Genomic DNA, 12,542 nt, shown 5'->3' with positions numbered 1-12,542 from the left:
CTATCTGGTGATACGCAGGTGCTGGTCGGCATCTGCGTCCTGCCAATCTGACCACCCGTCATGCGGCCAGCGCACCCGCAGTTTCACCGCCCCGACGTCGCCCAACCCGAAATGTTGCGGCCCTGACATGCCGCCTGCATGGCCGCCACCCACCGTGATCTCGCGCGCTTGAATGGACGTCCCGTCATCCACCTCGATCCACGCCCCAACGGCCTGCGTATTGGCGCCCTTTTGGATCAGCGACACGCTTAGCCAGTGGCCTTCGGTCGGCGTGACGTTCTGCCAGACCTCAAGCGGCGCGCGCCGGTTCACGACTGCAAGATCGAGCAGACCATCGCCGTTGAAATCCGCCAGCGCCGCGCCGCGTCCACGGTGCAAGGAGGCGACGCCTGCCGTATCTCCGGCTTCGACAAAGCTGTCATTCTCTTGCGCGATCAACAGGTTGTTGGGGTCTTCCATCGCATTGCTGGGCATTTGCTGCACGTTGCCCTTGGCGATGAACGCATCGTCGCGCCCGTCAATGTTCACGTCGCCGAACGCGATATGCCAGCCAGTCGAGGGGCGCCCGTCATCGCCGATATAGGGGCGCTGCGCCGTGCTGCCGACGCCGAAGGGCACATCGACATAGGTGGGCCTATCGTCCGTTTGCCGCATCAGGCGCTGATCGCCCATCGAGCTCAAGAACACCTCGTCACGCCCGTCCCGATCCAGATCACGGGTTGCAATGCCCATGCCCCAGAGCATGTGGCGATCCCAGCCATCGGTTTCGTCATAGAGGCGGGGTGTGCCCTCCATCGCCCACAACTGTTCCTGCCCCTCGCGCACATAGTAGTGGCGGTCGTTGGACACGCGCAGATCGGCGCGGCCCGTCCGGGCCCAGTCGGTGAACAGCATCGAGAGCGCGCAATGACCCGGCTCTAGCGGGGTCGCAGCGTATCCGTTCTTAGTGGGTCGCCACAGAGTATTGATATCGCAGGCCTCAAACGGTCCCTCCGGGTCGGCGCGGTCGACGTAGTGGCCGAAGGCGAGCGTTGGCGCGCTCTGCCCGGCCTCCCATGTCGCCGAGAATGCGGTGCTCCAGCGATCGTCGAAGGCCCAAGGGACGGGTTCGAAATCGCATCCCCCAAGGCCCCGCAACATGACGTCTGGCCCGACTCGCAAGACGACCAGATCAAGCGTGCCATCACCGTCGAAATCCAGCGGATAGGCCCCGGTGGTCCCGGTTATCCGCAGCGCAGCCGGGGTCATCTCTTCGAATGCGACGGTTTCATTTGACGTATTGTGCAGCAGCATCGCCGGGTTCGACCCGCCCGCGGCCACAAGATCCAACCGGTCGTCGCCATCACAGTCCAGCACCGCAAGGCCACCGCCCACAAAATGCTCCCACCCGCCATCATAGACGTGGTTGGGGACGGTCACAGGTTCAAAGCGCGGGGTCCCGTCTGCGACTGCCGGGCCCGCGAGAACGGCGCATAGCGCGACGGGCTTAAACATCCGCCAACTCCTCGACGGCGGTGTCTTGCACATATTCCAGCGCATAGGCCGCAGCACCCTTGGCCCACATCAGGTTGTCCCATTTGTGGACGACAACAGCAGGGGCGGGTTTATCGATCTCGACGATCAGTTTTTGCATGTCGTCAATCACCGTGTCCGCATAAAGGTGGTCAAATTGCATCTGCTCCCCCGCGAGGATCAACAATTCGGGGTCAAAGATGTTGACCAGATTGGCCAGACCCATCGCAAACATCTTGCCTGCGCGTTCGATGACAGTCTGGGCGGTCGGATCGCCCGCCTTGGCCGCGCGCAGTACTGTGCTGACCGCTTGTGAGGTCGGCATCGTCAGGCTGACACCGCCCACACTGGCCGCCTCGCGCACAAGGGCATAGTCCGCCACGTAGGCCTCAAGGCAGCCGCGCTGCCCACAGCGACACAACGCGCCGTCCAGATGCACCTTGGTGTGGCCAAATTCGGCCCCGCAGCCGCGCGTGCCACGATAAAGCTGGCCGCCCAGGACCATGCCCATCCCCACGCCGCTTTCGATGGTGATGACGATGAAATCGGAATGGTTCTTGCCGATACCAAAGGTCAGTTCGGCCATCGCCACCAGGTTGGCGTCGTTGTCGAGGTAGACATCGATCCCCAGCCGTTCAGACAATACGGTTCCGAACGGCGTATTGCGCTGATCCAGCGAGGGGGACCAGTAGACCAGCCCGTGATCGGCATCAACCACACCCGCAAGGCCAACGCCGACACCCGAGACATCGCCAAGGCTCAACCCGGCCTGAGCGGTCAGAGCCTCCAGTGCGGTGGCGATTTCTTCGGCAAGGGCATCGGGCGTATGACGCCCGGGCGCGATCTGTTGTTCGAAATCGGCGACATGGGCCCCTTCGAAATCCATCAGCACCAGCGAGATGGCGGCGGTCGACACCTTGAGACCCGCAATCAGATGCGCCGCGCCAGCCACCTTGAGGTCGACCCGTGGCCGGCCCCGCGATGCCTCGTCGGCGCGTGATTCGCGCGGCACCTCTTCGATCAGCCCGCCACGCAGCAACTCGCCCGTAACGGACGTCACGGTGGCCCTGCTGATGCCGGTTCGGGCAGCCAGATCAATGCGGGGCAGGGGGCCACGTTGCGCGATTTCGCGCAGCAGCAGCCGTCTGCTTTCGACCTTTTGATGACCGAACGCCATGATATATCTCTCTTTTTCTCTCCGCAGGCCAAGTTGGGCCCGACTCCCTTGTTGCGGATACTGGCCCTTTTTTGCAAAGCTGTCCAATTTAATTTGCTTTTCGAATTTAATTGGCTAACAATGAGGAACCCAGTCGAAAAAGAATGTCTGGGCCATGTCTTTGGGAGGACACTTAATGAAACGACGCACGATACTCGGCGCCCTTGCGGCTGCCACGATGTTCACAAGCCCCGTCTTGGCCGATGGCCATGGCGTCACCGTGGGTGTGAGCTGGTCGAACTTCCAGGAAGAGCGCTGGAAAACAGACGAAGCGGCCATCAAAGCCAAGCTCGAAGAGTTGGGCGCGACCTATATTTCCGCAGACGCACAAGCTTCGGCTGCCAAGCAGCTGACCGACGTTGAGGCGCTGATCGCCCAAGGTGCGGACGCGCTGATCATCCTTGCGATGGACAAAGACGCAATCGGCCCCGCTATCGACCAAGCCGACAACGAAGGCATCCCGGTCGTGGGCTATGACCGTCTGATCGAAGACGACCGCACGTTCTATCTGACCTTTGACAACAAAGGCGTCGGCCGCATCATCGCCGAAACCGTGATGGCCGCACAGCCTGAAGGCAACTATGCCATCATCAAAGGCGACAAGGGTGATCCAAACGCGGGCTTCCTGCTGGAAGGCATGATGGAAGTCATCGGCGACAAAGTCGAAGCTGGCACAATCAACATCGTCGGTGAAGCGTTCTCGGATGGCTGGAAGCCAGACAACGCCCAGAAGAACATGGAGCAGATCCTGACAGCGGCCAACAACGACGTTGACGCGGTTCTGTCCCAGAACGACGGCATGGCCGGCGGCGCAATTGCCGCCCTTCAGGCGCAGGGTCTGTCCGTGCCCGTTGGCGGTCAGGACGGCGACCACGCCGCGCTGAACCGTGTCGCCCGCGGCGAGCAAACCGTGTCGGTCTGGAAAAACGCGCTGGATCTGGGTGGCAAAGCCGCTGAGATCGCTGTCGCTCTGGCCGGTGGCACAGCATTGGCTGATGTCGAAGGTGCCGAGCAGTGGTCCGGTGGCGCGAACGGTGTTGAAATGAACGCCATCTTCCTTGAGCCAACACCCGTGACCAAAGACAACATCAGCGCCGTGATCGACGCTGGCCACATCGAGAAAGACAAAGTGTGTGCCGGTGCCCTCGACGGTGTTGATGGCTGTAGCTAAGGGCTGATGCCCCGCGCCGGCGCTCCTTTGGGTGTGCCGGTGCAAATTCTCGAATTTCCTTACAATTCCCCGTGCACACGCGCCCGAGATCTCTCTTGTGGTGACGGTGCCCTTTATCCGGGACGCTGTGATGACAGATACAAGCACTTCCGCCGGACAGCCGACACCGCCTGCGCCCAAAGGGCCGGTTGCGCGCTTTATCCAGGCCACCGAATTAGACACCCGCCTGCTTGGCATGATTGGCGCATTGGCGTTGATCTGGGTTGGCTTTCACCTCTACGGCGCGCTGGTCAATGGCTTTGGTGCCTTCCTGACGCCCCGCAACCTTTGGAACCTGAGCGTTCAGACCTCCTCCATCGGGATCATGGCCTGCGGCATGGTTCTGGTCATCGTGACCCGCCATATCGACCTGTCCGTCGGCTCTGTCCTTGGGTTCTGCGCGATCATCATGGGCGTGACCCAAGTCTGGTTCCTGCCCTCCATCGTCGGGCTTGAGCATTGGTCGATCTGGATCATCGCCGTCATTGTGGGGCTGATCTGCGGCACGCTCGTAGGCGCATTTCATGGCTACATGATCGCCTATATGCAAATCCCGGCCTTCATCGTGACCCTCGGCGGCTTGCTCGTCTGGCGCGGCGCGGCTTTTCTCGTGGCCCGGGGCGAGACGATCTCGCCTGTGGACAGCACGTTCCGCCTGCTTGGGGGCACGCCCGAAGGCGCCGTCGGCTCAACCGGGTCTTGGGTCATCGGTTTGATCGCTGCCGTGGTCGTGGTCGGTCTGGTCTTTGCCGGGCGCTCGCAGCGTAAGAAGCACGGGTTCGCACAGCGTCCCATGTGGGCCGACACGTTTATTGCCGCCATCGGTGCGGGTGCCGTGATCGGGGCTGTCCTGCTGGTCAACGCCTATCCATGGCCGCGCGGGGTTGTGCGCCGCTATGCTGCTGCGGAAGGGATCGAAATTCCCGAAGGTGGGCTGTTCATCAGCCACGGCTTTGCCATCCCGGTTCTGATCCTGCTGGCCGTTGCGATCATCATGACCTTGGTGATGAGCCGCACCCGGTTCGGTCGCTACGTCTATGCGATCGGGGGCAACCCCGAGGCTGCAGCGCTGGCAGGCATCAACACCAAGTGGATGACGGTCAAGATCTTCGCGCTCATGGGGTTCCTGACGGGGCTGTCGGCCTCGGTCGCCTCGGCGCGGCTTGGGTCGGCCACCAACGCACTTGGCACGCTGGATGAGTTGTACGTGATCGCCGCAGCCGTCATCGGGGGCACCTCGCTTGCCGGTGGGGTGGGCACGATCTATGGCGCGGTCCTTGGAGCCTTTGTCATGCAATCCCTGCAAACCGGCATGGTCCTGATCGGATTTGACGCGGCCATTCAACAGGTCGTCGTGGGCTCCGTCCTCGTGCTGGCCGTCTATCTGGACAACCTGTATCGGAGGTCTTCGAAATGAGCGTTGAAAAGAAACCCATTGACCGCAGTGGCACACCACTGGTCGATATGCGCGACATCTGCATCTCGTTTGGCGGGGTCCACGCGGTCGATCATGTGTCAGTTGACCTTTACCCTGGCGAAGTCGTGGGCCTTCTGGGCCACAACGGGGCGGGCAAATCGACGCTAATCAAGATCCTGTCGGGTGCCTACGGGATGGACTCGGGCGAGATCTATGTGAACGGCGAAAAAGCGACGATCACCAATCCGCGCGATGCACGGTCGTATAATATCGAGACGATCTACCAGACGCTTGCGCTGGCAGATAACCTCGATGCGGCGTCCAACCTGTTTCTGGGGCGCGAGTTGACCTCGGCTGTCGGGTTCGTGGACGATGACGCGATGGAGGCGGAGACGCGCAAGATCATGGCGCGCCTCAACCCGAACTTCAAAAAGTTCAAGGACCCGGTGTCGGCCCTGTCTGGCGGTCAGCGCCAGTCGGTCGCGATCGCGCGCGCCGTCTATTTCAACGCGCGCATCCTGATCATGGACGAACCGACCGCCGCCCTTGGTCCGCACGAGACACAGATGGTGTCCGAGTTGATCCAGCAGCTCAAGGCGGACGGGATCGGTATTTTCCTGATCAGCCATGACATCCATGATGTGATGGAATTGTGCGACCGGGCTTCGGTGATGAAAAACGGACAATTGGTGGGCACGGTTGACGTCGATGACGTAACCGACGATGACCTGCTTGGAATGATCATCCTGGGTAAGAAACCGGGCGAATCCTAAACATGCGGGACCAGGCGGCGATGCTGTATCTAGTAGCAGATGTAGGTGGTACGAATTGCCGTCTGGCTTTGGCAGACGAAACCGGTGTGCGCGCAGAGACCGTGCGCCGTTTTCGCAATGACAATTATTCCTGTTTCGCCGATCTGGCGCGTGGTTATATCGACGAGCAGCCTTCGCTGAGTGCGGCGGCCATTGCCATCGCGGGGCCAGTGGGCAAGGGCGAGGGGCGGTTGACCAATCGGGACTGGCACTTTGATGCTGTCGGTCTGGCCCGCGATCTGTCGCTGTCGGCTGTCCATCTGCTCAATGATCTTGAGGCGCTTGGCCACGCGATCAGCATCTTGCCTGACAGCTCGTTCGAACACCTGAGCGGGACGCCCATTGATGAAGAACCTCAGGCCATGGTCGTGGGCCTCGGCACCGGTTTCAACGTTAGTGTAACGCACCGCCCGTCCGGCGTCGTTTATGCCGCCGAGATGGGCCATGCGCGGCTTCCCCATCCTGTGGCCTCGATCATCGAAGCCGAGGTTGAGGATTCCCGCGCCTTTGACACGGTCGAGCATTTGTTGTCGGGCAAAGGTCTGGCCAAGTTTCACACCGCCCGCACGGGGCTCACATGTGCCCCCGAAGAGTTGGGCACCGCACCGGGGGGGCCTGAAACGCTGGCGATCATGGCGCGCGCACTTGGGGCGCTTACCCGTGAGGTTGCGTATCTGTATCTGCCCGAGGGTGGGATTTATTTCAACGGCAGTCTGGCCCGCACCTTGCTGACCGGGCCAAACCGCGCGGCTGCCCTTGCGCCGTTGACCTCCGATACCCTGTTTGACGGACGCATGGCGCGCATTCCGACCTATCTGCTGACCGACGATGCTTCGGCCTTGCACGGTTGCGCGCGCTATCTGGCGGTTGCCGTGTAGCGACCCTTGGGCGCATGACGCATGCGCCTTACGCGAAGGTCAAAGCCACCTCTCCGAAACTGCCGAAGTCCGCATGGATGTGCGTCCCGGATGGGCATTCGATGGGCCGGATAAAGCTGCCGGATAGGATGACCTGCCCCGCCTTGATCGTGGCGCCGTAAGTCGCCATGCGCCGCGCAAGCCAGACAACACTTTCCACCGGATCGTTCAGGACGCCCGCGCCAAGGCCGGTTTCCTCGACCGTATCGCCCGCTTTCGCAATCGTTCCGACCCATCGCAGGTCGTTGGGCTGGTGGCGTGCCGTACCTAGCACGATCCCCGCATTGGCGGCATTGTCCGCGATCGTGTCGAAGACCTTGCGGGGCTGGCCGGTTTCAGGGTCGGCGCGCAAAATCCGCGTGTCTAGGATTTCGAGCGCAGGGGCCACATGATCCGTGGCCGCCAGAACATTGTCGCGCGTCACATCTTCACCACCAAGGTCCGCGCCCATGACAAAGGCGATCTCGGCCTCCACACGCGGCTGAATGAAACGGCCTGCCGGAATGGTGGCACCGCTGTCAAAGTGCATTGAGCGGGTCAGTACCCCGCTGTCGGGAATGTCGATGTTCAGCGCTTGCTGCATAGCGCGGCTGGTCAGCCCGATTTTCCATCCTATGACCGGATCACCGCTTGCGACCTTGGCCGCCACGACCTGCGCCTGGATTGCGTAGGCATCGTCCATGGTGATGTCGGGATAGGCGACGGAGAGCAGGCCCGTCTGCGTGTGCGTCCGTTCGGCGTCGATCAGGGCGCGTGCGGCGCTTGCGTGGTCCTCAGGTTTCATCCGCGACCTCGCTGCGCAGCGTGCCGATGCCCTCGGCGCTGACCTCGACCACGTCGCCGGGCACGAGGAACTTCGGGGGATCAAAGCGCGCGCCCGCCCCCGTGGGCGTTCCCGTGACGATGATGTCGCCGGGCACAAGCGTCGTGAAGGTCGAGATATAGGCGATCTGGCGGCGGATCGGGAACAGCATGCGGGCCGTGCGATCATCCTGACGCAATTCGCCGTTCACATGGGTGGTGAGCCGGATGTCATCGAGCTGGGCGGCATGGGTGAAGGGAACAAGCCAAGGCCCTATCGCGCCGGAAGCCTCCCAGTTCTTGCCCTGGGTGACGTTGAATTTGGCATGGCGCACCCAGTCGCGGATCGTGCCTTCGTTGCACAGGGTCAGGGCCGCGATATGGTCGTAGGCCGCTTCTTCGGAAATACGCCGCCCGCCCTTGCCGATCACGATGGCGATCTCACCCTCATAATCGAGCTTGTGGCTTTCGGCGGGGCGCAGGATGGGCTGATTGTGCCCGGTAAAGCTGCGCGCGAAACGGGGGAACAGCGACATGTTGGGCGGGGCGTCCTGCCCGTCTTTGTATTCGGCATTGCGATCGGGAAAGTTCACGCCGACGCAGATGATCTTTTCCGGGTCGGGGACGGGGATCTGGTAGGTGACGTTGCTATGCGTCGCGTTGCGCCCCTCGGCGGCGCGGGCCAGATCGTGCAGGCCATCGGCGGCGATCACGTCGCGCAGGCTTGGCCATTGGGGAAAGTTGGGCGAGAGGGGGATCATCCCGTCATCGCTGACCGCCCCGTAATAGGTCGCCCCATCGGTGGTGTAGGTGGTGAACTTCATAACGCTCTCGCGATCTCGGTGATGGTGTCGAAGGCCGTGTTGAAATCGCGTTCTTCGCAGTCAAACTGACCGGCAGTGAAGCGGATGACCTTTTGCCCGTCCACCAGTGTCTGGGTGAGGTAAATGCGCCCATCATCGTTGATCGCATCCACAAGACGTTGGGTGTCGTCGTCGCTGGCCCCGGTCACCTTGAAGGTCCAGAGCGACAGGATCGGCTGGGTCACGATCTCGAAATCGGGTTCGGCGGCGAGGCGGGCGCAGAGCGCATCGCTCCACCTCACGTGATTGCGAATGCGGGTGCGCAAACCCTCCATCCCGTAATGGCGCATCAGGAACCACAGCTTGAGCGCGCGAAAGCGGCGCCCGAGCGGGATGGACCATTCGGAATAATCGGTGATGTCACCCTGGGCATGGGTCTTGAGGTATTCGGGTCGGATAGCGAGGGTTTGGCGCAGCAGGTTGGGGTCGCGCAGGAAGTGGGCGGCGCAATCGAACTGCGCGCCGAGCCACTTGTGTGGGTTGAAGACAATGCTGTCGAATTGATCGGCCCCGGCCCAAAGCGCGCGAAACTCAGGACAGATCATGGCCGTGCCCGCCCATGCGGCGTCCAGATGCGTGTAGAGGTTTTCGCCCCTCGCCACAGCTGCCACCGTCTCCAGATCATCGCATGCGCCCATGCCCGTGGCCCCAGTTGCTGCGATGATGCCGGCGGGCACGAACCCGGCGGCGCGGTCCTTTGTGATCGCGTCCTGAAGGCCGATGGGGTCCATGCCGCGCAACGCGCCGATCGAGCGGATCTTGACCAGATTGTCCTGCCCGATCCCCGCGACCCAGATGGCGCGATCGATCGAGCTGTGCACCTGATCCGAACAGTAGATGCGCAAGGTCGGCTGACCGGACAGCCCCTGTTCGTTGCCCGCCCAGTTCAGCGCGCGTTCGCGCATGGTCAGCACAGCGGCAAGAGTTGCCGAGCTTGCACTGTCCTGAATGACGCCCTGATAGCTGTCTGGCAGGCCAAGGCCCTGGCACAGCCATTCCATCATCCGGGTTTCCATCTCGGTCGCTGCCGGAGAGGTCTGCCAGAGCATGCATTGCGGCGCGATGATCGCGGCCAGAAAGTCGGCCAGCACCGAGGCGGGCGCGGCGTTGGAGTTGAAATAGGCGAAGAAGCGGGGATGCTGCCAATGGGTGATCCCCGGCATCACGACCGTGTCGAAATCCGCCATGATGGTGCCCAGATCAGTGCCGGTCTCGGGGGCGCGTGTGTCCAATCGTGCGGCGATATCACCGGGCGCGGTTTGTGCGCGCACCGGTCTGTGGCGCAGGCTTTTGTGATAGCGCGCGCCCCATTTGGCCGCCTCCGACGCGTGTTCGGCAAAGTCATCCCAGCTCATTTTGATCCTTCCGGGTGGTGTGTCATGGCGCACGACACGTGCGCCTTACGCGGCTGGTCGGACGATAACCGCAGAATGGCGATGTTGGAATGAGGGGCTGTCTGCCCCTTACACTCCCCGAAGGTATTTTCTGCGAAAGGAAGCATCAGAGCCCGGGTCGTGGGATATATGTGTCTTGGGTGGCGAGACCGGTCATGGGAGCCCTAGGGATTGGTTCAAATAATGAACCTATGGGCGCAAATATATTGTCTGCGGATGGCAGGTGCGTCAAGTTGATTTGCATGTCGACCGTTGCCAAGGCCTTGGGTCTGTTGGACCTGTTCTCGGACACGCGCCGTCGTCTGGGGCTGTCGGATGTCCGCCGTCTGACGGGGCGCGACAAGGCGACCGTGCATCGCCATCCTAGTGCGCTGGAGCAGGTCGGGTTTCTCGAACAGGACCCGATCAGTCGCGCCTATCGTCTTGGACCCGCCGTGACCCGGTTGGCCGCAATGCGGGCGCGCACCGTGCCCGAAGTCGAGATGGTGCGCGCCGTTGTCGATGCCCTCAGGCATGTGGCGGGGGAGTTGGTGCACCTGAGCTGTTTGCGAGGGGTCGATCTGGTCGATATCTATCATGCCGAACATCACGGCCATCCCGTGCGCGTCAGCTTTGATGCCTATGGGTTGCCGCCGCTATTGGCCACGTCATCAGGCAAAGCCTACCTTGCATTCTCAGGCGCGGATGTGAGGGCGCGCGCGCTGGCTGATCCGCGCACCCGCCTTGCGTCGGCCCCTGTGCCGGATGCGGACGTGCTGGCCGCAGAGCTGGATGACATTGCGGCCCGGGGCTATGCCTATAACCGCGACCTGTTGCGCCTTGGTGTCTCGTCGGTCGCGATCCCGGTTTTTGACGCGCAGGGGGCGGCAGTCGCCGCCTGTTCCATCGCATATCCCACAAGCCGTGGCGGGGCAGAGGTCGAGGCCCGCCTGGCGGGTTTTCTGGTGCACCACGGTGCCGACATCACCCAGGCGATGGGGGCCATGTGCCGTCTTCGGTTCAAGCGATCTGGACGCAGGCTCACGAAAGGACGGCATCGTGAAAGACAGCAACTTCCTTAAGGAGAACAACGCGCGCCAGTTCTGGCATCCGATGGCGCACCCTGCCGACAGTATGGCGAACCCGCCCACGATCCTGACCGGGGGCGAGGGGGTCTATATCACGGATGTGGACGGGCATCGCAGTATTGATGCGGTCGGTGGCTTGTGGAACGTGAACCTCGGCTATTCCTGTCAGCCCGTCAAAGACGCGATTGCCGCGCAGCTTGCGGCGCTGCCCTACTATTCGACCTTCCGGGGCACGTCGAATGACAAGGCGATCGAGCTCGCCTATCTGCTGGCCGACTTCTTCGGCCCGGATGGCATGACCCGCAGCTTTTTCACCTCGGGCGGGTCGGACAGTATCGAGATCGCGCTCAAGCTCGCCCGCCAGTACCACCGGATCCGGGGCGAGGGGGTGCGGACCAAGTTCATCAGCCTCGACAGGGGCTATCATGGCACCCATTTCGGGGGCGCGTCAGTGAACGGTAATGCCAAGTTTCACAACGCCTATGAGCCGCTGATGGCGGGATGTTTCCATATTCCGGGGCCTTATCTCTATCGCAGTCCCTTCCGCACGGATGACCCCGCCGAACTCGCCCGCCTGAGCGGGGGTATGCTCGAGCGCGAGATTGCCTTTCAGGGGGCCAACACGGTCGCCGCCTTCGTGATGGAGCCGGTGCAGGGGGCGGGAGGTGTGATCGTGCCACATCCCAGCTTCATGCCGATGGTGCGCGATATTTGCCACAGACATGGGGTGTTGCTGATTGCGGATGAAGTGATCACCGCTTTTGGCCGCACAGGCGCGCCCACGGGCGCGCGCCACTGGGGGGTGCAGCCTGATCTGATGTGTACGGCCAAGGCGATCACCAACGGGTATTTTCCGTTTGGGGCCGTGATGATCGCAGATCGGGTTGCCTCGGTGTTTGAGGAGGACGAAAGCGGGCTTGGATCGGTCGACAGCGGGTATACCTATTCTGGCCATCCGGTCGGCGCGGCGGCGGCTGTGGCTGCGGTCGAGGAAACCATGCGCCTGCGCCCGTGGGAGAATGCAGCCCTGCGCGGGCCCGAGCTCAAGGCGGGTTTGCAGCAGCTGGCGCGCCGCTATGACGTGATCGGCGATGTGCGCGGTGAAGGGCTGATGTGCGCCATCGAACTTGTCAGCGACCGCGTGGCCAAGACCCCCGTCGGTAAGGCGATGCCGTTGGCCTTCCAAAAGGCGGCCTATGAAGATGGCGTGATGATCCGGGTGTCAGGCAACAACGCCATCTTCTCGCCGCCTCTGGTGATCAAGGCGACGCATGTGCAAAAAATCCTGAGCGCGACCGAAGCCGGGTTGCAAGCGATGATGGCCGCGTAAGGC

11 protein-coding genes are annotated in these 12,542 nt (G+C 62.3%); 6 read left to right on the top strand and 5 right to left on the bottom strand.

Annotation, left to right across the window (positions count from 1 at the left end):
- Both Q0908_RS10920 and Q0908_RS10915 read right to left on the bottom strand, forming a co-directional pair.
- Window positions 1-1,494 (bottom strand): CRTAC1 family protein, encoded by a 1,494-nt coding sequence (locus Q0908_RS10920; RefSeq protein ID WP_299283900.1) that lies wholly within the window; start codon window positions 1,492-1,494, stop codon window positions 1-3.
- Window positions 1,487-2,689, bottom strand: coding sequence for an ROK family transcriptional regulator (locus tag Q0908_RS10915; RefSeq protein ID WP_299283898.1), 1,203 nt, complete (start codon window positions 2,687-2,689; stop codon window positions 1,487-1,489). The genes Q0908_RS10920 and Q0908_RS10915 overlap by 8 nt, the downstream gene beginning before the upstream one ends.
- A 175-nt stretch (window positions 2,690-2,864) precedes the next feature.
- On the opposite strand from Q0908_RS10915, the gene Q0908_RS10910 reads away from it, so the two are divergent.
- The 4 genes from Q0908_RS10910 to Q0908_RS10895 all read left to right on the top strand — a co-directional run bounded on the left by Q0908_RS10910 (window position 2,865) and on the right by Q0908_RS10895 (window position 7,045).
- Complete coding sequence (locus Q0908_RS10910; protein WP_299283896.1) at window positions 2,865-3,899, top strand: substrate-binding domain-containing protein; 1,035 nt, start codon at window positions 2,865-2,867, stop codon at window positions 3,897-3,899.
- 130 nt (window positions 3,900-4,029) lie between these two features.
- The gene (locus Q0908_RS10905) at window positions 4,030-5,355 is read left to right on the top strand and encodes a sugar ABC transporter permease (RefSeq protein ID WP_299283894.1); all 1,326 of its coding nucleotides are present in this window, start codon (window positions 4,030-4,032) and stop codon (window positions 5,353-5,355) included.
- A complete protein-coding gene (locus Q0908_RS10900) occupies window positions 5,352-6,128 on the top strand; it encodes an ATP-binding cassette domain-containing protein (RefSeq protein ID WP_299283892.1) in 777 nt (258 codons plus the stop codon). The genes Q0908_RS10905 and Q0908_RS10900 overlap by 4 nt, the downstream gene beginning before the upstream one ends.
- Before the next feature lie 20 nt (window positions 6,129-6,148).
- Window positions 6,149-7,045: a glucokinase gene (locus Q0908_RS10895; protein WP_299283890.1), complete on the top strand. Its 897-nt coding sequence runs from the start codon at window positions 6,149-6,151 to the stop codon at window positions 7,043-7,045.
- Between the two features lie 28 nt (window positions 7,046-7,073).
- Here Q0908_RS10895 and hpaH read toward each other — a convergent pair whose 3' ends face one another.
- Genes hpaH through Q0908_RS10880 form a run of 3 tightly spaced genes read right to left on the bottom strand, consistent with a single transcriptional unit; the run spans window position 7,074 to window position 10,103 of the window.
- Window positions 7,074-7,868 carry a 2-oxo-hept-4-ene-1,7-dioate hydratase gene (gene hpaH / locus Q0908_RS10890; RefSeq protein ID WP_299283888.1) on the bottom strand — a complete coding sequence of 265 codons (795 nt, stop codon included), beginning with the start codon at window positions 7,866-7,868 and terminating at the stop codon, window positions 7,074-7,076.
- Window positions 7,858-8,709 carry a fumarylacetoacetate hydrolase family protein gene (locus tag Q0908_RS10885; RefSeq protein WP_299283886.1) on the bottom strand — a complete coding sequence of 284 codons (852 nt, stop codon included), beginning with the start codon at window positions 8,707-8,709 and terminating at the stop codon, window positions 7,858-7,860. The genes hpaH and Q0908_RS10885 overlap by 11 nt, the downstream gene beginning before the upstream one ends.
- On the bottom strand, window positions 8,706-10,103 hold the full coding sequence (locus Q0908_RS10880; RefSeq protein ID WP_299283884.1) for a pyridoxal-dependent decarboxylase: 1,398 nt from the start codon (window positions 10,101-10,103) through the stop codon (window positions 8,706-8,708). Before Q0908_RS10880 ends, Q0908_RS10885 begins: the two co-directional genes overlap by 4 nt.
- A 281-nt stretch (window positions 10,104-10,384) precedes the next feature.
- On the opposite strand from Q0908_RS10880, the gene Q0908_RS10875 reads away from it, so the two are divergent.
- Entirely contained in the window at window positions 10,385-11,203 is an 819-nt protein-coding gene (locus Q0908_RS10875; RefSeq protein WP_299283883.1) for an IclR family transcriptional regulator, read from the top strand.
- Window positions 11,181-12,539 (top strand): aminotransferase class III-fold pyridoxal phosphate-dependent enzyme, encoded by a 1,359-nt coding sequence (locus Q0908_RS10870; protein ID WP_299283882.1) that lies wholly within the window; start codon window positions 11,181-11,183, stop codon window positions 12,537-12,539. The genes Q0908_RS10875 and Q0908_RS10870 overlap by 23 nt, the downstream gene beginning before the upstream one ends.
- The last annotated feature ends 3 nt before the right edge of the window (window positions 12,540-12,542 follow it).

Origin of the sequence: uncultured Tateyamaria sp., assembly GCF_947494755.1 — a bacterium.
In the GTDB taxonomy this organism is placed as follows: Bacteria; Pseudomonadota; Alphaproteobacteria; order Rhodobacterales; family Rhodobacteraceae; genus Tateyamaria.
The sequence above is the reverse complement of the archived record's forward strand: the minus strand, read 5'-3'. Positions and strand labels throughout refer to the sequence as shown.